The following is a 22,188-nucleotide window of genomic DNA, read 5'->3' on the forward strand; positions in this document are numbered from 1 at the left end:
GCGCTCCTTCAGGAGGTCGGCGTCGACAGGTAGGCGACGAGGGCGTCCTCGGCCGGCTGCAGGCGCTCGACCAGCACGGACTCCTCGCGGGTGTGCGCGAGCTGGGGATCGCCGGGGCCGTAGTTGACCGCCGGGATGCCGAAGGCGGCGAAGCGGGCGACGTCGGTCCAGCCGAGCTTGGCCCGCGCCGGGCGGCCGACCGCGGCGACGAACGCCGCGGCCGCCGGCTCGGCGAGGCCGGGCAGCGCCCCACCGGCGTTGTCGACGACGGCGAGGGTCGCGCCGGCGGCCAGGGCGTCGGCGAAGACCTCGCGCACGTGCGCCTCGGCGGCGTCCTCGTCCCGGTCGGGGGCGTAGCGGAAGTTGACCGTCACCCGGCACTCGTCGGGGACCACGTTGCCGGCCACCCCGCCCTCGATCCGCACCGCGTTGAGCCCCTCGCGGTAGGTGCAGCCGTCGATCTCCACCTCGCGCGCCGCGTAGCCGGCGAGGGTGGCGAGGATGCCGGCGGCGCCGTGGATGGCGTTGACCCCCAGCCAGCTGCGGGCGCTGTGCGCCCGCCGGCCGGGCACCTCCAGCACCGCGCGCAGCGTGCCCTGGCAGCCGGCCTCGATCTCGCCGTCGGTGGGCTCGAGCAGGACGGCGAGGTCGCCGTAGAGCCAGCCGCGCCGCTCGCGGGCCACCCGGCCGAGGCCGTTCCTGACCGCCTCGACCTCCTCGTTGTCGTAGAAGACGAAGGTGAGGTCGTGCGCCGGCGTCGCACCCGGGACGCCGAACCGCGCGGCCAGCCGCAGCATCACCGCGTCGCCGGCCTTCATGTCGCTGGTGCCGCAGCCGAACAGCCGGTCGCCCTCCAGCCGGCTGGGCACGTTGTCGGCGATGGGCACGGTGTCGAGGTGGCCGGCGAGGACCACCCGCGTGGGCAGGCCGAGGTTCGTGCGGGCGAGGACGGCGTCGCCGACCCGCTCCACCTCCAGGCCCCCCAGGCCCCGCAGCGCCGCCTCGACCGCGTCGGCGAGCGCCGCCTCGTCGCCGGAGACGGAGGGGACGTCGACCAGCGCACGGGTCAGGGTGAGGACGTCGGCGGAGAGGTCCAGGCCAGGTGCGCTGCTCACGACCCGAGCCTACGGGCGGCCCCGGGTGCCGGCCGTCGCAGCGCCGGGCGGCCCTCGGTAGCGTCGGCACCCGTGACCGACGCTCCGATCTCCGCCGTCGCGGCCGGCCTGGCCACCATCACCTCCGCCGGGACGGTGCTCGACACCTGGTACCCCGAGCCGCGGCTCGGCGCCCCCGAGGGTGCCCGCACCGGCACCAGCAAGCTCGGTGCGCTGGAGCTCTCCGGCGAGCTCGGCCCCGACTACGGCGGCCTGGTGCGCACCGACGACGCGCGCGGGGTGGAGGTCGTCGCCGTCCGCACGGTGATCGCCGACCTGTCCCAGCCGCCGGTCGACGCCCACGACGTCTACCTGCGCCTGCACCTGCTCTCGCACCGGCTGATCCGGCCGCACGGGGCGGACATGACCGGCGTCTTCGGGCTGCTGGCCAACGTGGCGTGGACCAGCGCCGGGCCGGTCGAGGCGGCCGGCTTCAACGCCCACCGGCTGCGCGCGGCCGTCGGCCAGGTGACGGTGTTCAGCGTCGACAAGTTCCCGCGGATGGTCGACTACGTGATCCCCTCCGGCGTCCGCGTCGCCGACGCCGACCGGGTGCGGCTCGGCGCCCACCTCGCCGAGGGCACCACGGTCATGCACGAGGGCTTCGTGAACTACAACGCCGGCACTCTCGGGCCCTCGATGGTCGAGGGCCGGATCAGCGCCGGCGTCGTCGTCGGCCCGGACAGCGACGTCGGCGGCGGCGCCTCGATCATGGGCACGCTGTCCGGCGGCGGCAAGGAGGTCATCTCCATCGGCAGCGGCTGCCTGCTGGGCGCCAACGCCGGCATCGGCATCTCCCTCGGCGACCGCTGCGTCGTCGAGGCCGGGTGCTACGTGACCGCCGGCTCGCGGGTGACGCTGCCCGACGGCGCGGTGGTCAAGGCCAAGGAGCTCTCCGGCCGGGACGACCTGCTGTTCCGCCGCAACAGCGTCAGCGGCGCCCTCGAGGTGCTGCCGCGCAGCGGCGAGTGGGGCGCGCTGAACGCCGAGCTGCACAACAACTAGAGGTTGGCCGGCTCCTCCGCCGGGGCGTCGAGGTGCTCCAGCAGCGCCACGACGAACTCCTGGGGCCGCTCCACGTGCGGGGAGTGCCCGACGCCGGGCAGCACCAGCTCGCGGTAGGCCCCGCCGGTGGCGGCGTAGCGGTCGAGCACCGACCGCGTCTGGGCGACCATCGGCTGCGGCGGGCAGTCGGCCTCCCCCGGCCAGCCCGGCACCGCCCCGACCGAGCCCAGGAACGCCAGGTCGAAGGCGGAGGTGTCGGAGACGATCGCGTCGGCGTCCCCGCGGATCCACAGCACCGGCGGCTTGTCGGCCAGGTCGACGATCCCGGAGAGGTCGAAGACCGTCGGCGCCATCGTGTTGAGCACCCCGCGGGTGCCCGGCGCGATGCCGGGCCAGGTGTCGCTGGTCGCGGCGTCGCCCGGGTAGTGGTCCTCGCCGGTGCGGGTGGACAGCATCGAGGCCACGAAGACGTCCTCCAGCCCCGGGTCGATCGGCAGCGAGCCGGGGGCGACGTAGAACGAGCGCAGGATCGACCGCGGGCTGGTCGGCTGGTCGGCCGTGGTGTCGCCGGCGGCCAGCGCGGCGACGAACTCCGGGTTGGCCGCGCCACCGCCGGAGCCGGCGCCGTCGGCGGCCAGCGGGCGCCCCTCGGGACCGGTCGTGCCGCCGAAGCCGTACGGGCTGATCGGCGCCACCAGCGCCACGGAGGCGACCCGCTGGGGCGCGTCGAGCAGGGCCTGGAGGACGACGCCGGCGCCCAGGCTCCAGCCGACCAGGTGCACGCGGTCCAGCCCGAGCGTCTCGACCAGCGCGGTGACGTCGTCGGCCCAGTCGCGGACGCCGCGGGTGGCGTCGACCGGCAGCGGATCGGTGTCGCCGTAGCCGCGCAGGTCCACCGCGAGCGCGCGCACCCCCGCCTCGGTCAGCGCCAGCAGCGGCTGCTGCCAGAACAGCGACGAGCTCACGTTGCCGTGCACGAACAGCACGGCCTCCCCCGGGCCGGCCGGGTCGGTGCCCGCCGGGTGCAGCACGTTCTGCGTCAGTCGCGGGGTGCGCACCCGGGTCGCGGCGACACCGGGCAGCAGGACGTCGGCCAAGATGGGCTCCTCGTGCGCGGGGGGACGGAGCCGCCCACGCTAGCGACGCCGGCGCCCGCGCGGCACCCCCGCGGAGGTCCAGGAAGCTGCCAGGCAGGGCACCTACAGTCGATCCGGTGAGCGGCGCGGGCACCGGACGACGCCGTCCGGCCGCCGCCGGACGGCCCCGGTCGGGTGCCCGCCGGGCGAGCGGGCGGCGCACCCGACGGCGCCGGCCGGCCACCGTGTGGGCCGCGGCCTGGATCCCGGTGGTCCTCGTCGCCGTCGCCGTCGTCGTGGCGGTCGCCTGGAACGCCGACGGCCGGTCCGCGCCCGCCGCCGACGGCACCTGCCGCATCGAGGACAGCGAGCTGGCGCTGACCACCGAGCAGGCGTCGTCGGCCGCGACGATCGCGGCGGTGGGCCGGGCCCGCGGGCTGCCCGAGCGCGCCGTGGTGATCGCCCTGGCGACCGCCCAGCAGGAGTCGCGGCTGCGCAACCTGGACTACGGCGACCGCGACTCCCTCGGCCTGTTCCAGCAGCGGCCCTCGCAGGGCTGGGGCAGCCCGGAGCAGGTGCGCGACCCGGTGTACGCGGCCGGGATCTTCTACGACCGGCTGGTGCAGGTGCCCGGCTGGGACACCGGCCGGCTGACCGACGTCGCGCAGGCGGTGCAGCGCAGCGGCTTCCCCGAGGCGTACCAGCAGCACGAGGGCATGGCCCAGGAGCTGGCCGGCGTGCTGCTCTCAGCCGCCCCGAGCCGGCTGAGCTGCGCGTACACGCCGGCCGAGCCCGCGGGCCGGCTCAGCGTCCGCACCGCGGCCGCGGCCGGGGCGGTGGAGGCCGAGCTCGGCGTGCCGGCCGGTGAGGAGTTCGGCGCGGTCGCGGTCGACGCCGGTGCCGGCTGGGCCGGGGCCACCTGGGCGGTGGCGCACGCCCAGCGGCTGCACCTGACCTCGGTCGCCTTCGCCGGCCGCACCTGGACGCCGGCCGAGGGCTGGACCGACTCCGGCGCCGCGGACGACACCGTCCGGCTGGAGGTGGCCGGCTGAGCCCGCAGGCTCAGACCAGCCCCATCCGCGCCCGGCCGTAGAGCTCCGGGTGGTCGACGTGGGCCGGGTCGACCACCCGTGGCCGCCCGTCGGTGCCGGTGGCCAGCCAGCGGACGAGGGTCGGCAGCGCGGCCGCGGCGAGGACGGCGAGGACGACGAGCAGCGTGATCATCGGAGGACCTCCGGGAGCGGGGGCGCCGGGCGCCCCGTGGGCGGGAGCGCCGCCGCGGCGGGGGGAGGTCCGCGGCGGCGCTGACACCGACGGTGCTCCGGGCGCCTTGGGCCCCGGTGGCAGCGCACTCGTGCCCCGCTTGCAGCCCGGGGAGGTCAGGCGGTGAGCCGCTCCACGGCGGCGTCGACCCGCTCGTCGGTGGCGGTCAGCGCCATCCGCACGTGCCGGGACCCGGCCGGGCCGTAGAAGGAGCCGGGCGCGGCGACGATGCCGAGGCCGGCCAGCCACTCGATGGTGGCCCAGCAGTCCTCGTCGCGGGTGACCCAGAGGTAGAGCCCGGCCTCGGAGTGGTCGATCCGCGCGCCGGCCGCGCGCACCGCGGCCGACAGCCGCTCGCGGCGGACGCGGTAGCGCTCGCGCTGCACGTCGACGTGGGCGTCGTCCTCCAGCGCGGCGACCATGGCCGCCTGCACCGGGGTGGGGACGAGCAGCCCGAGGTGCCGGCGGACCTCCCAGACCCGCCGCACGAGCGCGGGGTCACCGGAGAGCAGGCCGCCGCGGTAGCCCGCGGCGGTGGACTGCTTGGACAGCGAGTGCACCGCCAGCAGCCCGGTGTGGTCGCCGCCGGCGATCTCCGGGTGCAGCACCGACCGCGGGACGACGTCCCAGCCGAGCTCGACGTAGCACTCGTCGGCCACCACCGGCACGCCGTGCGCGCGGCCCCAGGTGACCCAGGCGCGCAGCTGGTCGTCGGTGAGCACCCGGCCGTGCGGGTTGCCCGGCGAGTTCAGCCAGACCAGCTCGATGCCCGCGGCGTCCTCCGGCGGCACGTCGGTGCGGCGGACCGCCAGGCCCGACAGCACCGCGCCGACCTCGTAGGTCGGATAGGCGACCTCGGGGACGACCACCGTGCCGTTGCGCAGCCCCAGCAGCGTGGGCAGCAGCGCCACCAGCTCCTTGGAGCCGACGGTCGGGATCACCGAGGGATCGGCGGCCAGGGGATCGGCGACCCGCACGCCCAGCCGGCGGTCCAGCCATCCGGCGGCGGCCTGCCGCAACGCCGTCGTGCCGAGCGCCGTCGGGTAGCCCGGGGCGTCACCCGCCTCGGCGAGCGCGCTGCGCAGCACGGGCGGGGTGTCGTCGACCGGCGTCCCGATGGACAGGTCGACCACCCCACCGGGGTGCTGCGCGGCCCGCGCCCGCGCCCCGGTGAGCGAGTCCCAGGGGAAGTCGGGCAGCCGGGCGGGCGCCGCTCCCGGGGTGGTGCTCGTCAGTGACCCTCGCCCTGCGGCGGCAGCGCCGCGACCAGCGGGTGGTCCTTGCCCACCCGGCCGGTCTTGGCCGCGCCACCCGGGCTGCCCAGGTCGGAGAAGAACTCCACGTTGGCGTTGTAGAAGTCCTTCCACTTGTCCGGGACGTCGTCCTCGTAGTAGATGGCCTCCACCGGGCAGACCGGCTCGCAGGCGCCGCAGTCCACGCACTCGTCGGGGTGGATGTAGAGCATCCGGTCGCCCTCGTAGATGCAGTCCACCGGGCACTCGTCGATGCACGCCTTGTCGAGGACGTCGACGCAGGCTTGGGTGATGACGTAGGTCACGGCGGTTTCCTCCGAGGCGCGTACAGGGGACACCTGGCCCGCGGACCAGGGTCGATCGTCCGCGGTCAGTATGCCGCCCGCCGCCGCGGGCAGCGCGACCGGTCGGCGCCGCCACCCCGGTCGGGGGAGCCCGGGCGCCGCCACCGAGGATCGGAGCATGGGACAGAGCCGCTCACCGCTGGGCGTCGTGGAGCTGGAGCGGCTGGCCGCCCGCGGCTGGCGGGGCGACGAGGAGGAGACCCTGGGCGACTGGTCGCTGCGCGCCGGCGGCGGCTTCACCGGCCGGGCCAACTCCGTGCTCGTGGCCGGGGACCCCGGCCGGCCCCTCCCGGAGGCCGTCGCGGCGGTGACCCGCTGGTACGCCGACCGCGGCCTGCGGCCGTGCGCGATGCTGCCCGGCGTGCAGGCGCGGGCGGCCGACGCCGCGTTCGCCGCCGCCGGCTGGGAGCGCGACGAGGACACGCTGGTGCTCACCGCGCCGCTGGCCGTCCCGCCCGCGGCCGACGGCGTCCCGGTGGACCTCTCCCCCGCCCCGGACGACGGCTGGCTGGCCGGCTACCGGCACCTGGGGTCGGCGCTGCCGCCGTCGGCGGCCGCCGTCCTCACCAACGCCGAGGTGCTGGCGTTCGCCTCGGTGCGGCTGGACCCCGCGCCCGCTCCCCTGGCCGCCGTCGCCCGGGGCGTGGTGACCGACGGCTGGCTGGGGGTGAGCGCCCTGACCGTCGCCGAGGAGCACCGCCGCCGCGGGCTGGCCCGCGCGGTCATGGCGGCGCTGACGCGGTGGGGCGCCGAGCAGGGGGCCCGGTGGGTGTACCTGCAGGTCACGTCGTCGAACGCGCCGGCTCGGGCGCTCTACCGGCGGGCCGGCTTCGTCGAGCACCACCGCTACCACTACCGGCGCGCGGCGGTCTCCTGACCCGGGGCCGGCTTCCGCGGCGGCGGAGCGGCCAGCACCCGGCCGACGGCGACGGCCGCGGCCAGCACGCCCACCAGCAGGAACACCAGGTTCAGCGTGCCCAGCGCGCCTCCGCCGGGGAGCAGCAGGTCGCCCTCCGGGCGGCGCTGGGCGGCCAGCACGGCGATCGCGGCCCACACCAGCGCCGGCAGCACCGCGGCCAGCCGTGACCCGGTCACCCGGTGGGTGAGGGTGACCAGCAGCAGGTTGCCGACGGCGGCGGCCACCACCGACACGGGCACGAGCACCGTGCCGATCCGCAGCGGCAGCCAGAGGACCTCGACCAGCGCCAGCCACCCGGCGGCCAGGACCAGCCCGGCGCCGCCGAGCACCCGGAGCGTCATCCGTCCAGCCCGGCGAACAGGTCGTCCTCCCAGCCGTTGGGGGCGTCGCCGGCCGGGCCCCGCTCGCCGCGCACCAGGCGGTAGTACTCGACGCCCAGCACCTCCTGGCCGAGGTTGTTCGACAGGGCGAAGAAGGGGCCGTCCACGGTGATCTGCGTGGCGTGCGCGCGCATCGCGGCGTCCTTGCGCCCGGCGTACGGCCGGCCGTCGACCGCGGCGGTGACCACCTCGTCGGGGACGCCGAAGGGGATGTCCTCGACCTCGCCCATCGACGCGAACGGCGACTCCTCGCCGAGCGCGGCCATGGCCTCGGCGCCCTCCCGCAGCACCGAGCGGGGCACGCAGCACCAGTAGACCTTCGCGACCGACCACGGCCGGCCGAGGTCCGGCCGGTAGGCGGGGTCGGCGGCGGCGTCGACGGCGGCCATCGCCACCCGGTGCGCCTGGATGTGGTCGGGGTGGCCGTAGCCGCCGTTCTCGTCGTAGGTGACCACGACCTGCGGGCGGATCTCCCGGACGACGGCGACCGCGTGCCCGACGGCCTCGTCGAGGTCGGCGTTCCAGAACGCGCGGGGCTTGTCGTTGGCCGGCACGCCCATCATCCCGGAGTCGCGGTACCGGCCGGCGCCGCCGAGGAACCGCCAGTCGGTCACCCCGAGGGCCGCCATGGCGGCGGCCAGCTCCCCGATCCGGTAGCCACCGAGCTGGTCGGCCTCCTCCGGTGCGAGCTGGGCCAGCTCCGGGACGAGGACCTCGCCCTCCTCGCCGAGGGTGCAGGTGAGCAGGGTGACCTGCGCGCCCTCCGCGACGTAGCGCGCCATCGTGGCGCCGTTGTTGATCGTCTCGTCGTCGGGGTGGGCGTGGACCAGGAGCAGGCGGCGGTCGGCGGTCACGGTCGGCCATTCTCCCCGGCCGCCGCATCCGCGAGCAGGCGCCCTCCGAGCGCCGGGCTACTCCCCCTCGACCGGGACGACGGTCCGCGCCTCGGCGAAGTGGCACGCCGAGGGGTGCCCCTGCCCGCGGTCGACCAGCGCCGGCGCCTCCTCGGCGCAGACGTCCTGGGCCTTCCAGCACCGGGTGCGGAACCGGCAGCCCGAGGGCGGGTCGGCCGGGCTCGGGACGTCGCCCTGCAGCAGGATGCGGTCCTTCTGGCCCCGCAGCGCCGGCTCGTGCAGCGGCACCGACGACAAAAGCGCCTGCGTGTAGGGGTGGGCCGGCGAGGTGTAGACCTGCTCGTCGGTGCCCTCCTCGACGATGCTGCCGAGGTACATGACCGCGACCCGGTCGGAGATGTGCCGCACCACCGACAGGTCGTGGGCGATGAACAGGTAGGAGAGCCCGAACTCGTCCTGCAGGTCCTCGAGCAGGTTCACCACCTGAGCCTGCACCGAGACGTCGAGCGCCGACACCGGCTCGTCGCAGACGATGATCTCCGGCCGCAGCGCCAGCGCGCGGGCGATGCCGATGCGCTGCCGCTGGCCGCCGGAGAACTGGTGCGGATAGCGGTTGACGTAGTCGGGGTTGAGACCGACGCGGTCGAGCAGCTCCTGGGTGCGCTGCAGCCGGCCCTTCTTCGGCGCGACGTCGTCGTGCACCGCCCAGCCCTCGGCCACGATGTCGCCCACGGTCATCCGCGGGTTCAGCGAGGCGTACGGGTCCTGGAAGATGATCTGGACCTCGCGCCGGTAGTCCTTGAGCGCCTTGCCCGACAGCTTCGTGACGTCGCGGCCCTTGTAGACGATCTCCCCGGCGGTCGGCTTCTCCAGCGCGACCAGCAGCTTGGACACCGTCGACTTGCCGCAGCCGGACTCGCCGACCAGGCCGACGGTCTCCCCGCGGCGCAGGGTCAGGTTCACGCCGTCGACCGCGCGGACGTGGCCGACCGTGCGCTTGAAGACGACGCCCTGGGTGAGCGGGAAGTGCTTCTGCAGGTCCCGCACCTCGAGCAGCGTCTCGCCGCGGGCGCCACCGGTCGTCGACCCGGACACCGCCGTCCGGTCGGACTCCACGCCCCGGTCCGCTCCTCGCTCGTTCCTCGCTGCGATGCTCCCGGCGCTGTCGTCAGACACCGCCGTCCGGTCCGACTCCACGCCCCGGTCCGCTCCTCGCTCGTTCCTCGCTGCGATGCTCCCGGCGCTGTCGTCAGACACCGAGCACCTCCTCGCTGTAGTGGCAGGCCGCCTCGCGACCCGGGACGACCAGCCGCAGCGGCGGGACGTCGGTCGCGCACTCGCGGCCGGGCGCGGCCGCCGCGCCGAGACGGCGGCGGGAGCAGCGCGGGTGGAAGGGACAGCCGCTGGGGATGGCGGCGAGGTTGGGCGGCTGGCCGACGATCGGCTGCAGCCGGCCGCCCTTGGCCTCCACCTGCGGCACCGAGCTCATGAGGCCGTCCGTGTACGGGTGGGCCGGCCGCGTGAACACGTCGTCGACGGTGCCCCGCTCAACGATCCGCCCGGCGTACATGACGGCGACGTTGTCGGCGACCTCGTTGACCACGCCCAGGTCGTGGGTGATGAGGATGAGCCCCATCCCGGTCTCCCGCTGCAGTTCCTTCAGCAGGTCCATGACCTGCGCCTGCACGGTGACGTCGAGCGCCGTCGTCGGCTCGTCGGCGATGAGGATCCGCGGGTCGAGCGCGATCGCCATCGCGATCATCACGCGCTGCCGCATGCCGCCGGAGAACTGGTGCGGGTAGTCGTCGACCCGCCGGGCCGCGGCCGGGATGCGGACGCGGTCCATCAGGTCGATCGCCCGGGCGCGGGCGTCCTTCTTCGACATGCCCTGGTGGGCGCGGAACATCTCGCCGATCTGGTAGCCCACGCTGTACACGGGGTTCAGCGAGGACAGGGCGTCCTGGAAGATCATCGAGATGCCGGGGCCGCGGACCTTCCGCTGCTCCTCGGCCGGCATCGACAGCAGGTCGCGGCCCTCGAACCGGATCCCGCCGCCGCTGATGACCGCCGGCGGCGAGTCGAGGATGCCCATGATCGCCTGGGCCGAGACCGACTTGCCGGAGCCGGACTCGCCGAGGATGGCGAGGGTCTCCCCCTCACCGAGGGTGTAGCTCACGCCGTTGACGGCGTGCACCACCCCGGAGCGCTGGCGGAACTCCACGTGCAGGTCGTCGACCTCCAGCAGCGGCGCCCCCGAGGGGACGGTCGTGCCGGTGGGTGCGGGCTGGGATCGGGTCATGCGCGCTGCCTCGGGTCGAGGGCGTCACGGAGGGCGTCGCCCATGAGGACGAAGGCCATCACCGTCAGGGTCAGGATCAGGCTCGGGAAGAGCACCAGGTGCGGCGCGGTGCGCAGCAGCGTCTGCCCCTGGGAGATCTGCAGCCCCCAGGAGATCGACGGCACCTGCAGGCCCACGCCGAGGTAGGTCAGCGTCGCCTCGGCGGCGATCAGCACGCCGATGGTGATCGTCGCGTAGACCAGCACCGGCGCGACCGCGTTCGGGAGGATGTGCCGCACCAGGATGCGGGTGTTGGAGGCCCCCATCGCCCGTGCGGCGGCGACGTAGTCGGAGCTCTTCACCGCGATGACCTGCGAGCGGACCAGCCGCATCGCCGTCATCCAGCCGAACAGGGCCAGGGCGATGGCCACCGCCCCCGGCCCCCGGGTGTTGATGATCGGGATGTCGGTGGACGGGCCGACCTGCAGGAGGACGACGGCGCCGAGGACCAGCGGCAGCGCGTAGAAGATGTCGGTCACCCGCGACAGGACGCCGTCCACGAGCTTGCCGTAGTACCCGGCGATGCTGCCGACGACGACGCCGAGCACCAGCACGCCCAGGACGCCGAGCACGCCGATGAGCAGCGAGTTCCGCGCGCCGTAGACGACGTTGGCCAGGTAGTCGCAGCCCTGCTGGTCGAAGCCGAACCAGTGCTCGGCCGACGGCGGGGCCTTCGAGTTGGACAGGCTGCAGGCGAGGGGGTCCTGGCCGCGGGCGAACAGCGACGGGAACAGCGCCATGAGCGTGAAGACCACGGCCAGGAAGGCGCCGATCCAGAAGAGCACGTTGCGGCGCAGCGACGCCCAGGCGTCGCTCCACAGGCTGTTCTGCCGGGAGCTGGTGACGTCCACCGACGGACTGGCCAGGCCGGTGGTGGTGCCGGCCTCGACCTCGTCGTGGAGGAGGTCCCGCTGCTGCTGGTCAGTCATAACGGATCCTCGGGTCGAGGACGGCGTAGAGCACGTCGACGACCAGGTTGAAGAAGATGAAGAAGAAGACCATCAGCGTGACGATGCCGACCACCACGGCGCCCTCCTGGGCGCTGATGGAGTCGAACACCGCGCGGCCGATGCCGGGCAGGTTGAACACCGTCTCGGTGACGATGGCGCCGCCCATGAGCGAGCCGATGTCGGCGCCGATGAAGGTCACCACCGGGATCAGGCTGTTGCGCAGCGTGTGCCGCACGATGACCGTCCGCCGGGGCAGGCCCTTGGCCCGCGCCGTCCGCACGTAGTCGGCGCGCATGTTCTCGGCGATGCTGGTCCGGGTCAGCCGGGCCACGTAGGCCAGCGAGCCGGAGGCGAGCACCAGGCCGGGCAGCAGGAAGCTGTACCAGCCCTCGCTGGGGCCCGAGGTCGGGAACCAGCCGAGCTTGAGGCCGAAGACGAACTGCGCCACGAAGGCCAGCACGAGGATCGGGATCGAGACCAGCAGCGTCGTCGAGACGAGGACGACGTTGTCGAAGAAGCCGTTGCGGCGGATGCCGGCCAGCACGCCGGCCACGACGCCGATCACGATCTCGAAGCCGACGGCGACCACGGCCAGCTGGAGGGTGATCGGCAGCCGCTGGCTGATCGTGTCCAGCACCGGCCGGCCGCGGAAGTCGGTGCCGAGGTCGCCCTGCAGCAGGTCACCCAGGTACTTCACGTACTGCAGCCAGAGCGGGTCGTTGAGGTTGTAGTCCGCGCGGAGCTGGGCCAGGACGGCCGGCGCGACGTTGCGGTCGCCGGCCAGCGCGGCGATGGGGTCGCCGGGCAGCGCGTACACCATCGCGAAGATGAGGAACGACGCCCCCAGCAGGACCGGGACGGTCAGCAGAAGGCGGCGCGCGATGTAGCGGCCCATGTCCCTCCTCGGTCAGGACACGCGGCTCGGCGCGGAGCCGGGTCGCATGTCGTCCATGATGCGGGCCCGCACAGCGGACCGCCGGGGATCCCTGCCCGTCGGACAGGGGTCCCCGGCGGTCGCGGGCTACGTCGGTCGACGCGGGGTCAGTTGACGGTCACGGCCGCGGTGTCGACCCGGCCGAAGATGTCGACCTTGACGTTGCTGACGTTCTCCGAGGTCACGGTCTGCTCGACCCGGAAGAACATCGGGATGAGGGGCATGTCCTCGGCGAGGACGTCCTCGGCCTGGTTGTAGAACTCGATGGCCTCGTCCTCGGTGGCCGCCTGGTTGCCCTGCGTGACCAGCTCGTCGAACTCGGGGTTCGAGTAGAACGAGTAGTTGGAGCCCGGCGGGAAGGACGTCGTGCTGTGCAGGGGCTCGAGGAAGTTCTGCGGGCTCGGGTAGTCCATGCCCCAGCCCTGGCGGAACGGGCCGGTCATGCCCTGCTCGCTGGCCAGCGGCAGGTACTGGGCCTGCTGCAGGTCGCCCCGCAGGACGTACTCGACACCCAGGTTGTCCCGCAGCTGGTTGCCCACGGCCTGCATCCAGGCCTCGTGCGAGCCACCGGCGTTGAACCACAGCTCGATCGGCTGGCCGCGGTCGAAGCCGGCCTCGTCGAGCAGCTGGTTGGCCTGGTCGGGGTCGAACTCGCAGTAGGTGCAGGCACCCTCCCGGTAGCCCGGGATGGTCGGCGGGATGAACGAGTCGGCCGGCTCACGGGTGCCACCGAAGATCGCCTCGCTGATCGACTCGCGGTCGATGGCCAGCGACAGGGCCTGGCGCACGCGCGGGTCGGCGTAGCGCTCGTCGTAGAGCGGCAGCCGCAGGAAGTCGAACGAGGCGGACTCGGTCTCGATGTAGCGGTCGCCGAACTCGTCCTGCGCGGTCGCCGCGGCGTCGGCCGGGATGCGCCGGACGATGTCGAGCGTGCCGCCCTGCGCGTCGGTGTAGGCGGTGTTCACGTCGGCGTAGACCCGGTACTCGAGCGAGTCGGCCTGCGCGGGGTTCTCACCGGCGTAGTCGTCGTAGCGGGTGAGGGTGAAGCCGATGCCCGGCTCGTACTCCTCCTCCGCCTGGAACGGGCCGTTGCCGATCGGCTGCGTGCCAAAGCCCTCGGGGTCCTCGAAGAACGCGTCGGGCAGCGGGTAGAAGACGGTGTAGCCGACCGTCACCGGGAACTGGGCGAAGGGCCCGGTCAGGGTCACGGTGAAGGTGCGGTCGTCGACGACCTGCAGGCCGCTCATCTCCTGCGCCGCCGGCTCACCGGTGATCTCACCGGCGTCGTCCGTCGGGGCCTGGAGGTCGTCGTAGCCCTCGATGTTGGCGAAGAAGCTGGAGCCGCTGAAGGCGTTGGGGCTGTAGGCGGTGTAGTTCCAGGCGTCGACGAAGGACTCGGCGTCCACCGCCGTGCCGTCGTGGAACGTCCAGCCGTCCTTGAGGGTCACCGTCCAGGTGATGTTGTCCTCGGTCTCGATCGACTCCGCGACACCGGTGTACTGGATGCCGCCGTCGTCGCCGTACTCGATCAGACCGGTCCACAGCGAGTGGATGACCTGGTTGCCCTGGTCCTCGGTGGTGTTGCCCGGCACGAGCGGGTTCTCCGGCTCGCCGATGTACATGCTGTAGGTGCCGCCGGTGCCGCCCTCGGCGGAACCGCCGTTCCCGTCGTCCCCGCCGCCGCCGCAGGCGGTCAGGACCAGCACGCCGGCGAGTGCCGTCGCGACGAGCGCACCGTGGCGCTTCTTCAGGATCACGTGCAGAGCCTCTCTCGTCCCGCAGAGGGGAACGGAACTGTCGACCAGCGGCAGGCACGGAACCCGCGGCCGCTGGCGGTCATCGGAGGACGCGCACCGAACGGATTCGAAACCGTCCGTGTACGACCGGCAACGCTAGGAGGGCCTCGGGGGCCTCGCCACCGCCGTCATCCATTTGTGACCTTGGCTCACGATCTCACACAGCGGGACGGCAGCCGCCGTCGGGGACCGGTCACCGCGGTCGGCCGCGTTCGCCCGACCGGGTGAACGCGGCGGGGGCTCCCGGGTTCGTCTCCGGACCCCATGGGTACCGGTGCGGACGGAGAACCGACGAGAGGAGCCCGAGATGAGTGGCATGGACAAGCTGTCGAACAAGGCCCAGGAGCTGACCGGCCAGGGCAAGGAGGCTGTCGGCGACGCGACGGACGACCGCGACCTGAAGGCCGAGGGCCAGAAGGACCAGGCGGCCGGCAACCTCAAGCAGGCCGGCGAGAAGGTCAAGGACGTCTTCAAGTAGCAGGTCCGCCGGCCGCGGCCGGCACACGTCTCTCCGGACGCCGCTCCCCTCGGGACGGCGTCCGGAGTCGTGTCCGGGGGACTGCCCGTCACCCACCGTGACGGTGAACCGGCCGGACCGGAGCCGCGGACACGGTCGGGTGCCGCGGCGTCCCCGCGGGACGCACCCCGGGGCGGCGTCGGGGCCGGGCGGCGCGGCTCCGGTGATCCACCCGGTCGGGGTAGGCCCGTCAGACCCGGCCGAGCAGCTCCCGGACGGCGGGCAGCAGCGGCCGGTCGGCCGGGATCCAGTCCAGCTCGTCGAGCTCCCCGGCCCGCGCCCACCGCAGCTCGGAGTGCTCGTGCGGCTGCGGATGGCCGGCGGCGATCCGCGCCCACCAGACCCGCAGGGTCGACGCCCCCGGCGCCCCGCCCCCCACGACGCCGTCCAGCGGGACCTCGCCGAGGAAGGCCTGCGGCGCGATCTCGACGCCCATCTCCTCGCGGCACTCGCGCACCAGGGCCGCCAGGTCGGCCTCCCCCGGTTCGACCTTGCCGCCGGGGAACTCCCAGCAGCCGGCGTAGGGGCCGTCCCCGCGCTGGGCGACCAGCACGCGGTCGCCGTCGACCAGCGCGGCGCCGACCACCTGCACCACCTCCAGCGACCGCCGGGCGGCCGCGGCGGCGTAGGCGTCGAGGTGCGCCTGCATGGCGCGGACGATCCGCCGGCGCAGCACCAGCTGGTCCACCGCGCCCCGCAGCGGGCGGGGCAGCCCGGTCTCCCAGTCCACCTGCTCGTCGACCAGCGTGCCGGCACCCGTGGCGGAGAAGCGCCGGGAGTGCGTGACCCAGCCCCGGCCCAGGGCCGCGGCGTACACGTCCCGGTAGGGCCGCAGCGACACGACCTCCTCCAGCGGCGTCCCCCAGGGACGCCCGAGGGCACGGGCGACGTCGAACGCCACGGTCAGCGGCGCCTCCACCACGGTGGTGAATCGCAGCTGGAACACGGACCCACAGTGACAGACAGGGCAGGATGGCTGTCGTGCGCATCACCGCCCGGGTCGACTACGCCGTCCGCGCCGCCGTGGAGCTGGCCGCGGCCGCGCCCGGCGCGCTCACCTGCGACCGCATCGCCACCGCCCAGGGGATCCCCTCGCGCTTCCTGCAGTCGATCCTCGGCGACCTGCAGCACGCCCGGCTGGTCACCAGCCAGCGCGGCCGCGAGGGCGGCTACCGGCTGGCGCTGCCGCCGGCGGAGATCTCGATCGCCCGCGTCATGCGGGTCGAGCAGGGCTTCCTCGCCGAGGTGCACGGGCAGCGCCCCGAGGACGTGCGCTACCCCGGCACCGCCGAGCCGCTGGCCGGCGTGTGGGTCGCCGCCCGCGCGGCCTACCGCCGGGTGCTCGAGGAGGTGTCGCTGGCCGACGTCGTCGCGGGCAAGCTGCCCGCCGAGGTGGCCGAGCTGGCCGCGGTCGAGGACGCCTGGCGCTCGTTCAGCGAGCCCCCGGCCGACTGACCGCCCGACCCGCTGGGCGACACTGGCCGGCATGTCCGCTCCGCAGCGCGCCGGTGTCACCGTCTTCCTGACCGGGCTGTCCGGCGCCGGGAAGTCCACGATCGCCGACGCCCTGGTCGCCTCCCTGGAGGCCGACGGCCGCCCGGTGACGGTGCTGGACGGCGACGTCGTGCGCACCCACCTGTCCAGCGAGCTCTCCTTCTCCCGCGAGCACCGCGACCTCAACATCCGCCGGATCGGCTTCGTCGCCGGCGAGGTGGTCAGGCACGGCGGCACCGTCGTCGTCGCCGCGATCGCGCCCTACGAGGCCGCCCGTGAGGAGGCCCGCGCCCTGGTCGAGCGGCACGGCCGGTTCGTGCTGGTGCACCTGTCCACCCCGCTCGAGGTGTGCGAGGGCCGCGACGTGAAGGGGCTCTACGCCCGGGCTCGGGCCGGGGAGATCCCCGGCTTCACCGGCATCGACGACCCGTACGAGCCGCCGGTGGCGCCGGAGCTGGTCATCGACACGTCGGTGACCCCGCTGGAGGAGTCCGTGGCACGCATCCGCGCCGCCATGGACGAGGTCACCACCCCCGCTCGCTGAGCGCCCCGCCGGGGAACGGCGGGGATGTGGGACCATCGGGGGCGTGACCGACCGCGGCCTGTTCCTCGTCGCGCGCCGTCACATCGATCTCGCGCTGGTCAGCAGCGCGGTCTGTCGCCTCGCGCGCTGACCTCCGATCCCCTCGCGCAGCATCCGCTGCGCCCTCCGATCGAACGGCGCCCACCACCGTCCTGGCCGCTGCCCGGGCGGACGGCGCAGTAAGGACGACCCGCCGTGAGCACCCCCTCCCGCACCAGCAACCGGCCACAGCGTCGCGACACGATGCAGCGCGGCCAGGGCCAGTGGGCGCTGGGCTACCGCGAGCCGCTCAACCCCAACGAGCGGATGAAGAAGGACTCCGACGGCCTCGAGGTGCGTCAGCGGATCCTCGACATCTACTCGAAGAGCGGCTTCGACAGCATCGACCCGGGCGACCTGCGCGGCCGGATGCGGTGGATGGGCCTCTACACCCAGCGCGCCCCGGGCATCCCGGGCGGCAAGACCGCCGTGCTGGAGCCGGAGGAGCTCGAGGACTCCTACTTCATGATGCGGGCCCGTATCGACGGCGGGCAGCTGACCAGCGACGCGCTCCGCGTGCTCGGCGGGATCAGCACCGAGTTCGGCCGCGACGTCGCCGACGTCACCGACCGGCAGAACGTGCAGTACCACTGGATCCGCATCGAGGACGTCCCCGAGATCTGGCGGCGCCTGGAGTCGGTCGGCCTGTCCACCATGGAGGCCTGCGGCGACGTGCCGCGCGTCATGCTCGGCTGCCCGCTGGCCGGCATCCTCGAGGACGAGGTCATCGACGCCACCGACGTCATCGCCGAGACCGTCGCCAAGTACGTCGGCAACCCCGAGTTCAGCAACCTGCCGCGCAAGTGGAAGACGTCGATGTCCGGCTGCGTCGACCACTGCACCGAGCCCGAGATCGACGACGTCGCCTTCGTGGGCGTGCGGAACGAGGCCGGCGAGGCCGGCTACGACCTGTGGGTCGGCGGCGGGCTGTCCACCAACCCGATGTTCGGCCGGCGGATCGGCGTCTTCGTCCGTCCCGACCAGGTGACCGAGGTCTGGGCCGCCTGCACCGCGATCTTCCGCGATTACGGCTACCGCCGGCAGCGCAACCGCGCCCGCATCAAGTTCCTCATGGCCGACTGGGGCCCGGAGAAGTTCCGCCAGGTGCTGCAGGACGAGTACCTGCACGCGGCGCTGCCCGACGGCCCCGCCCCCGCGCCGGCCAAGCACGACCAGCGCGACCACGTGGGCGTCGCCAAGCAGAAGGACGGCCGCAACGCCGTCGGCTTCGCCCTGCGCACCGGCCGCATCACCGGCACGCTGCTGACCCACATCGCCGACCTCGCCGACGAGTACGGCGAGGGCCGCATCCGGACGACGACCCAGCAGAAGCTGGTCATCCTCGACGTGCCGGACGAGAAGGTCGAGGCGCTCGTCGAGGCGCTGGCCGAGCACGACCTGCAGGTCCGCCCGAGCGCCTTCCGCCGCGGCACGATGGCCTGCACGGGCCTGGAGTTCTGCAAGCTGGCGATCGTCGAGACCAAGCAGCACGCGCAGGACCTCTACGCCGAGCTGGAGAAGCGGCTGCCGGACTTCGACACCCCGATCGGGATCAACGTCAACGGCTGCCCCAACAGCTGCGCCCGGTTCCAGACCGCCGACATCGGCTTCAAGGGGTCGATGGTCAAGGACGACAGCGGCGAGATGGTCGAGGGCTTCCAGGTGCACCTGGGCGGCCACCTCGGCGTCGAGGCGACCTTCGGCCGCAAGTTCCGCGGTCACAAGGTGACCAAGGCCGAGACCGCGGACTACTGCGAGCGGGTGCTGCGCGGCTACCTCGAGCGGCGCACCGACGGCGAGAGCTTCGCCGCGTACGTGGCGCGGGCCGAGGAAGACTGGCTGCTCTGACGTGGACGACGACCAGCCGACGGGAAGGACCCGGCAGCTGCCGGTGTTCCACTGCCCGTACTGCGGGGACGAGGAACTGACCCCGCACGGGGACGCCGGCGAGTGGCACTGTGCCGCGTGCCTGCGGACCTTCACCGTCCGGCTGACCGGAACAGGAGTGCAGCACCCATGACGACCGCGATCCGGCCCACCCCCGAGCTGGCGACCCCGGAGCTGGCCGCAGCGGCCGACGCCCGGTTCGAGGGCATCACCGACCCGGTCGAGCAGGCGCTGGCCGTGCTGCGCTGGGCCGGGGAGACCTTCGGCGACGACTTCGCCGTCACGTCGTCCATGGCCGACGGGCTGCTGTCGCACCTGGCCTCGCGCGCCGTCCCCGGCGTGCACGTGGTCTTCCTCGACACCGGGTACCACTTCGCCGAGACCATCGGCACCCGTGACTGGATCAGCGGCGTCCTGCCGATCACGCTGGTCAACGTCACCCCGCCGCAGACCGTCGCGGAGCAGGACGCCGAGCACGGCCCCGAGCTGCACCAGCGCGACCCCGACCTGTGCTGCTCGCTGCGCAAGGTGCAGCCGCTGGCGCAGGCGCTGGCCGGCTACGCCGCGTGGGGCTCGGGCGTGCGCCGCGACGAGTCGCCCACCCGGGCGGGCACGAAGATCGTCGACTGGGACGCCAAGCGGGGCATGGTGAAGGTCAACCCGCTGGCGGCCTGGACGCAGGACGACGTCGACGCCTACATCGCCGAGCACCAGGTGCCGGTGAACCCGCTGGCCGAGATCGGCTACGCGTCGATCGGCTGCGCGCCGTGCACCCGCCCGGTCGCCCCGGGCGAGGACCCGCGTGCCGGGCGCTGGGCCGGGCGCGGCAAGACCGAGTGCGGCCTGCACCTCTGAGGAAGGACCTCGTCCTGCCCACGACGCGCTGCGCGCGCCGCGGGTCCCCGGACGAGGCCGCCGACGCGGAAGGGGAGATCCACCCGTGCCACGCCCGCCGCGCCTGACCGACGACGAGCTGGCGGCCGCCCTGCCCGGGCTGCCGCTGTGGTCCGGCGACGGCGGCGGGCTGCGCCGCACCGTCGAGCTGCCGTCGTTCGCCGACGCCGTGGCCGCGATCGTGCGGATCGGCTTCGTCGCCGAGCAGATGGACCACCACCCCGACGTCGACCTGCGCTGGCGCACCCTGCACCTGACGCTGGTCAGCCACTCCGCCGGCGGGGTGAGCGAGCTGGACCTGGAGCTGGCCCGGCGGATCGACGCGCTGCTGCCCGGCTGAACCACTCGCCGACCGGGCTACTCGCTGACCGGCAGCACCAGCAGCCGCAGCAGCCGGTCGGCCTCGGCATCCGGGTCCTCGGTGAGGCCGGTGTGCACCGGCCCGGGCTGCACGACCGTGCTGCGCGGCGCGGTCAGCCAGCGGAACCGCGAGCCCAGCGCCTCGCGGCCGGCCGCGCCCGCGACGGGCGCGGCCGAGCAGACGTCGGCCGCGGCCTGCAGCGCGCGCTCGATGGCCGCGGCATCCGCGGTCGGGTCCAGGGCGCGCAGCCGGTCGGCGTCGAGGTGCACCCGGGAGCCGAGGTAGTCGCGCTGCCGGCAGTAGACGAGGACGCCGGCGTTCAGCGACTCCCCGCGCTCGATGCGCGGCACCACCCGCAGGACGGCGTACTCGAAGGTCTCCCTCACCGCTGCGTCACGCCCTCGGGCGGCGGCGGGCCCAGCCACGCCGGGCGGTTCTGGCCGACCTTCGGCGCCCGGCGCCCGCCGCCCCCGGCGGCCGCGGCGGCGACCACCCCGGGCAGCCAGGCGTCACGCGCGGCCAGCCGGGCCAGCAGCTGGTCGACGTACCGGCGGCGGACGGCGTCCGGCGGCTCGTCGGGCTCGGGGCCCTCCAGCCACTCGTCGGGCACCTGGGCGAGCACCGACTCCAGCAGCTCGCGGGTGACCCGCGGGACGAGCGCCGTGTCGGCGTCGGCCACCCGCGGATCGCACTCGACCAGCGCGTGCTGGCTCGCGTCGTACGGACGGCGCACCGCGGCCGGCGCCCCGGCCCACGAGTGGTGGAAGGTCAGCGCGGCACCGTGGTCGATCAGCTGCAGCCGGCCGTGCCAGAACAGCATGTTGGGGTTGCGCCAGGAGCGGTCGACGTTGCCGATCAGCGCGTCGAACCAGAGCACCCGCCCGGCCAGCTCGGGGTCCACGCCGTCCGCGCCGGCCTCGAAGTCCAGCGCCCCGGGCAGGTAGTCCAGGCCCAGGTTGCGGCCCGCCGAGCGCTGCAGCAGCTCCTGCACCTCGTGGTCGGGCTCCCCCACCGCGAGCTCGGCGGCGACGTCCACGGTGACCAGGGCCGGCACCGGCAGCGCCAGCGCGCGGGCCAGCTCGCCGCAGACGACCTCGGCGACCAGCACCCGCACGCCCTGGCCGGCCGCCCGCCACTTCACCACGTAGGTGCCGAGGTCGTCGGCCTCCATGAGCCCCGGCAGCGAGCCACCCTCGCGCAGCGGGGTGACGTAGCGGGTGGCGGTGACGGCGGGCAGCACAGTGCCGGTCAACCTACGCGGTGCGCCCGCGCCGGCGCAGGCAGACTCGGCGCATGGGTCTGTTCCGCAGCCGGCCGCCGGCGGCCTGGGCGGGTGCGCCGTTCACCTACGCGGAGGTGGGCGCCACGCGCGACGCCGTCCTGCCGGCGGGGTACACGACCGCGGAGCGGTCGGTGGTGGTCGGCCGGGGCGCGGCCGACCACGAGGCGGCCGCCGCGGCGGTGTTCGGCTGGGCCGCCCAGCGCAGCTGCGGGCTGCGGGTGCGCGCCGACGGGCCGGCCACCCGGGAGGGGACGGTCGTCGTCCTCACCGCCGGGCTGTTCCCCCTCGGCTACGACATCCCGTGCCGGGTGGTGTGGGCCCAGGCCGAGGGCGACGAGCGCGGCTTCGCCTACGGCACCCTGCCCGGCCACCCGGAGAGCGGCGAGGAGTCGTTCGTCGTGCGGCTGACGCCGGACGGCGACGTCCTCTTCACCCTCCGGGTCTTCTACCGGCTGGCCTCCCCCGCGGCCCGGCTGGTCGCGCCGGCCAGCCGGGTGCTGCAGGCCGTGGCCTCCCGGCGCTACCTCTCGGCGATCCGCCGGGCCACCCGCTCCACCAGGTCGGCCGGCACCGGCCGCCCGTAGCGCAGGTGCACGGCGTCCTTGCCCGAGCGCAGCGGCGCCACCTCGGCCTCGAGCTCCCCGTCGAGCGGCGGGACGGGGTAGAGCGCGGCGTGCTTCTTCCACGCGGCGAAGTGCAGGCCGTACCGGTCGGCCAGCATCGCGGCCGGCATGCCGTAGCGGATGGTCTCCGTGGCGCCGGGCATCCCGCGCAGCACGGCCGCGCGGACCTCCTCCAGCACCGCCCGCGCCTCCGGCGGCAGCGCGGCCAGGTACTCCTCGACGGTGGCGGGTGCGGACACGGG

The 22,188-nt window shown here is 74.4% G+C and carries 26 protein-coding genes; 10 read left to right on the plus strand and 16 right to left on the minus strand.

Annotation, left to right across the window (positions count from 1 at the left end):
* Window positions 1–8: 8 nt before the first annotated feature.
* The gene (dapE, locus tag ACI79R_RS13240; RefSeq protein ID WP_456574094.1) at window positions 9–1,115 is read right to left on the minus strand and encodes a succinyl-diaminopimelate desuccinylase; all 1,107 of its coding nucleotides are present in this window, start codon (window positions 1,113–1,115) and stop codon (window positions 9–11) included.
* 72 nt (window positions 1,116–1,187) lie between these two features.
* On the opposite strand from dapE, the gene dapD reads away from it, so the two are divergent.
* On the plus strand, window positions 1,188–2,159 hold the full coding sequence (gene dapD / locus ACI79R_RS13245; RefSeq protein ID WP_456574095.1) for a 2,3,4,5-tetrahydropyridine-2,6-dicarboxylate N-succinyltransferase: 972 nt from the start codon (window positions 1,188–1,190) through the stop codon (window positions 2,157–2,159).
* Here dapD and ACI79R_RS13250 read toward each other — a convergent pair.
* Entirely contained in the window at window positions 2,156–3,256 is a 1,101-nt protein-coding gene (locus ACI79R_RS13250; protein WP_456574096.1) for an alpha/beta fold hydrolase, read from the minus strand. The genes dapD and ACI79R_RS13250 overlap by 4 nt on opposite strands.
* 116 nt (window positions 3,257–3,372) lie before the next feature.
* On the opposite strand from ACI79R_RS13250, the gene ACI79R_RS13255 reads away from it, so the two are divergent.
* The gene (locus tag ACI79R_RS13255; protein WP_456574097.1) at window positions 3,373–4,287 is read left to right on the plus strand and encodes a hypothetical protein; all 915 of its coding nucleotides are present in this window, start codon (window positions 3,373–3,375) and stop codon (window positions 4,285–4,287) included.
* A 10-nt stretch (window positions 4,288–4,297) separates the two neighbouring features.
* On the opposite strand, the gene ACI79R_RS13260 is transcribed toward ACI79R_RS13255, so the two are convergent.
* The 3 genes from ACI79R_RS13260 to fdxA all read right to left on the minus strand — a co-directional run bounded on the left by ACI79R_RS13260 (window position 4,298) and on the right by fdxA (window position 6,056).
* Window positions 4,298–4,459, minus strand: a complete 162-nt coding sequence (locus tag ACI79R_RS13260) for a hypothetical protein (protein WP_456574098.1) — start codon at window positions 4,457–4,459, stop codon at window positions 4,298–4,300.
* 155 nt (window positions 4,460–4,614) lie between these two features.
* Entirely contained in the window at window positions 4,615–5,733 is a 1,119-nt protein-coding gene (gene dapC / locus ACI79R_RS13265) for a succinyldiaminopimelate transaminase (RefSeq protein ID WP_456574195.1), read from the minus strand.
* Window positions 5,730–6,056: a ferredoxin gene (gene fdxA / locus ACI79R_RS13270; protein WP_089404596.1), complete on the minus strand. Its 327-nt coding sequence runs from the start codon at window positions 6,054–6,056 to the stop codon at window positions 5,730–5,732. Before fdxA ends, dapC begins: the two co-directional genes overlap by 4 nt.
* 157 nt (window positions 6,057–6,213) lie before the next feature.
* On the opposite strand from fdxA, the gene ACI79R_RS13275 reads away from it, so the two are divergent.
* Complete coding sequence (locus tag ACI79R_RS13275; protein WP_456574099.1) at window positions 6,214–6,972, plus strand: GNAT family N-acetyltransferase; 759 nt, start codon at window positions 6,214–6,216, stop codon at window positions 6,970–6,972.
* On the opposite strand, the gene ACI79R_RS13280 is transcribed toward ACI79R_RS13275, so the two are convergent.
* The 7 genes from ACI79R_RS13280 to ACI79R_RS13310 all read right to left on the minus strand — a co-directional run bounded on the left by ACI79R_RS13280 (window position 6,948) and on the right by ACI79R_RS13310 (window position 14,227).
* Complete coding sequence (locus tag ACI79R_RS13280) at window positions 6,948–7,355, minus strand: hypothetical protein (RefSeq protein WP_456574100.1); 408 nt, start codon at window positions 7,353–7,355, stop codon at window positions 6,948–6,950. The two genes, ACI79R_RS13275 and ACI79R_RS13280, sit on opposite strands and share 25 nt — an antisense overlap.
* The gene (mshB, locus tag ACI79R_RS13285) at window positions 7,352–8,248 is read right to left on the minus strand and encodes an N-acetyl-1-D-myo-inositol-2-amino-2-deoxy-alpha-D-glucopyranoside deacetylase (protein ID WP_456574101.1); all 897 of its coding nucleotides are present in this window, start codon (window positions 8,246–8,248) and stop codon (window positions 7,352–7,354) included. The genes ACI79R_RS13280 and mshB overlap by 4 nt, the downstream gene beginning before the upstream one ends.
* Before the next feature lie 57 nt (window positions 8,249–8,305).
* A complete protein-coding gene (locus ACI79R_RS13290; RefSeq protein ID WP_456574102.1) occupies window positions 8,306–9,364 on the minus strand; it encodes an ABC transporter ATP-binding protein in 1,059 nt (352 codons plus the stop codon).
* Window positions 9,365–9,497: 133 nt separating this feature from the next.
* Window positions 9,498–10,547: an ABC transporter ATP-binding protein gene (locus ACI79R_RS13295; RefSeq protein WP_456574103.1), complete on the minus strand. Its 1,050-nt coding sequence runs from the start codon at window positions 10,545–10,547 to the stop codon at window positions 9,498–9,500.
* On the minus strand, window positions 10,544–11,515 hold the full coding sequence (locus tag ACI79R_RS13300) for an ABC transporter permease (protein WP_456574104.1): 972 nt from the start codon (window positions 11,513–11,515) through the stop codon (window positions 10,544–10,546). The genes ACI79R_RS13295 and ACI79R_RS13300 overlap by 4 nt, the downstream gene beginning before the upstream one ends.
* Complete coding sequence (locus ACI79R_RS13305) at window positions 11,508–12,431, minus strand: ABC transporter permease (protein WP_456574105.1); 924 nt, start codon at window positions 12,429–12,431, stop codon at window positions 11,508–11,510. Before ACI79R_RS13305 ends, ACI79R_RS13300 begins: the two co-directional genes overlap by 8 nt.
* Before the next feature lie 146 nt (window positions 12,432–12,577).
* Entirely contained in the window at window positions 12,578–14,227 is a 1,650-nt protein-coding gene (locus tag ACI79R_RS13310; protein ID WP_456574106.1) for a peptide ABC transporter substrate-binding protein, read from the minus strand.
* A gap of 346 nt (window positions 14,228–14,573) precedes the next feature.
* Here ACI79R_RS13310 and ACI79R_RS13315 point away from each other — a divergent pair, with 346 nt between their 5' ends.
* Complete coding sequence (locus ACI79R_RS13315; RefSeq protein ID WP_456574107.1) at window positions 14,574–14,744, plus strand: CsbD family protein; 171 nt, start codon at window positions 14,574–14,576, stop codon at window positions 14,742–14,744.
* 229 nt (window positions 14,745–14,973) lie between these two features.
* Here the strand turns inward: ACI79R_RS13315 and ACI79R_RS13320 are convergent, their stop codons facing one another.
* On the minus strand, window positions 14,974–15,729 hold the full coding sequence (locus ACI79R_RS13320) for a (deoxy)nucleoside triphosphate pyrophosphohydrolase (protein ID WP_456574108.1): 756 nt from the start codon (window positions 15,727–15,729) through the stop codon (window positions 14,974–14,976).
* A 26-nt stretch (window positions 15,730–15,755) separates the two neighbouring features.
* On the opposite strand from ACI79R_RS13320, the gene ACI79R_RS13325 reads away from it, so the two are divergent.
* The 5 genes from ACI79R_RS13325 (at window position 15,756) to ACI79R_RS13345 (ending at window position 20,020) form a co-directional block, all read left to right on the plus strand.
* Window positions 15,756–16,238 (plus strand): RrF2 family transcriptional regulator, encoded by a 483-nt coding sequence (locus tag ACI79R_RS13325; protein WP_456574109.1) that lies wholly within the window; start codon window positions 15,756–15,758, stop codon window positions 16,236–16,238.
* Window positions 16,239–16,269: 31 nt separating this feature from the next.
* The gene (cysC, locus tag ACI79R_RS13330; protein WP_456574110.1) at window positions 16,270–16,821 is read left to right on the plus strand and encodes an adenylyl-sulfate kinase; all 552 of its coding nucleotides are present in this window, start codon (window positions 16,270–16,272) and stop codon (window positions 16,819–16,821) included.
* A 234-nt stretch (window positions 16,822–17,055) separates the two neighbouring features.
* Window positions 17,056–18,747, plus strand: coding sequence for a nitrite/sulfite reductase (locus tag ACI79R_RS13335; protein WP_456574111.1), 1,692 nt, complete (start codon window positions 17,056–17,058; stop codon window positions 18,745–18,747).
* A gap of 168 nt (window positions 18,748–18,915) precedes the next feature.
* On the plus strand, window positions 18,916–19,641 hold the full coding sequence (locus ACI79R_RS13340; protein WP_456574112.1) for a phosphoadenylyl-sulfate reductase: 726 nt from the start codon (window positions 18,916–18,918) through the stop codon (window positions 19,639–19,641).
* Between the two features lie 85 nt (window positions 19,642–19,726).
* A complete protein-coding gene (locus tag ACI79R_RS13345) occupies window positions 19,727–20,020 on the plus strand; it encodes a 4a-hydroxytetrahydrobiopterin dehydratase (protein ID WP_456574113.1) in 294 nt (97 codons plus the stop codon).
* Between the two features lie 17 nt (window positions 20,021–20,037).
* Here the strand turns inward: ACI79R_RS13345 and ACI79R_RS13350 are convergent, their stop codons facing one another.
* Window positions 20,038–20,427, minus strand: a complete 390-nt coding sequence (locus tag ACI79R_RS13350) for a DUF3037 domain-containing protein (RefSeq protein ID WP_456574114.1) — start codon at window positions 20,425–20,427, stop codon at window positions 20,038–20,040.
* Window positions 20,424–21,281 carry a HipA family kinase gene (locus tag ACI79R_RS13355; protein WP_456574115.1) on the minus strand — a complete coding sequence of 286 codons (858 nt, stop codon included), beginning with the start codon at window positions 21,279–21,281 and terminating at the stop codon, window positions 20,424–20,426. Before ACI79R_RS13355 ends, ACI79R_RS13350 begins: the two co-directional genes overlap by 4 nt.
* A 53-nt stretch (window positions 21,282–21,334) precedes the next feature.
* On the opposite strand from ACI79R_RS13355, the gene ACI79R_RS13360 reads away from it, so the two are divergent.
* The gene (locus tag ACI79R_RS13360; RefSeq protein ID WP_456574116.1) at window positions 21,335–21,907 is read left to right on the plus strand and encodes a DUF1990 family protein; all 573 of its coding nucleotides are present in this window, start codon (window positions 21,335–21,337) and stop codon (window positions 21,905–21,907) included.
* Here the strand turns inward: ACI79R_RS13360 and ACI79R_RS13365 are convergent.
* Window positions 21,844–22,185 (minus strand): iron chaperone, encoded by a 342-nt coding sequence (locus tag ACI79R_RS13365; RefSeq protein WP_456574117.1) that lies wholly within the window; start codon window positions 22,183–22,185, stop codon window positions 21,844–21,846. The two genes, ACI79R_RS13360 and ACI79R_RS13365, sit on opposite strands and share 64 nt — an antisense overlap.
* Window positions 22,186–22,188 lie beyond the last annotated feature (3 nt).

Source organism: Blastococcus sp. SYSU D00820, from assembly GCF_054050695.1.

Bases quoted from the DNA above. Each gene is read 5' to 3' on its own strand.
- ACI79R_RS13305 (WP_456574105.1), bottom strand. From the start codon at position 12,431: ATGGGCCGCTACATCGCGCGCCGCCTTCTGCTGACCGTCCCGGTCCTG.
- ACI79R_RS13340 (WP_456574112.1), top strand. From the start codon at position 18,916: ATGACGACCGCGATCCGGCCCACCCCCGAGCTGGCGACCCCGGAGCTG.
- cysC (WP_456574110.1), top strand. From the start codon at position 16,270: ATGTCCGCTCCGCAGCGCGCCGGTGTCACCGTCTTCCTGACCGGGCTG.
- ACI79R_RS13325 (WP_456574109.1), top strand. From the start codon at position 15,756: ATGGCTGTCGTGCGCATCACCGCCCGGGTCGACTACGCCGTCCGCGCC.
- ACI79R_RS13295 (WP_456574103.1), bottom strand. From the start codon at position 10,547: ATGACCCGATCCCAGCCCGCACCCACCGGCACGACCGTCCCCTCGGGG.
- ACI79R_RS13275 (WP_456574099.1), top strand. From the start codon at position 6,214: ATGGGACAGAGCCGCTCACCGCTGGGCGTCGTGGAGCTGGAGCGGCTG.
- ACI79R_RS13315 (WP_456574107.1), top strand. From the start codon at position 14,574: ATGAGTGGCATGGACAAGCTGTCGAACAAGGCCCAGGAGCTGACCGGC.
- ACI79R_RS13360 (WP_456574116.1), top strand. From the start codon at position 21,335: ATGGGTCTGTTCCGCAGCCGGCCGCCGGCGGCCTGGGCGGGTGCGCCG.
- ACI79R_RS13260 (WP_456574098.1), bottom strand. From the start codon at position 4,459: ATGATCACGCTGCTCGTCGTCCTCGCCGTCCTCGCCGCGGCCGCGCTG.
- ACI79R_RS13280 (WP_456574100.1), bottom strand. From the start codon at position 7,355: ATGACGCTCCGGGTGCTCGGCGGCGCCGGGCTGGTCCTGGCCGCCGGG.
- ACI79R_RS13300 (WP_456574104.1), bottom strand. From the start codon at position 11,515: ATGACTGACCAGCAGCAGCGGGACCTCCTCCACGACGAGGTCGAGGCC.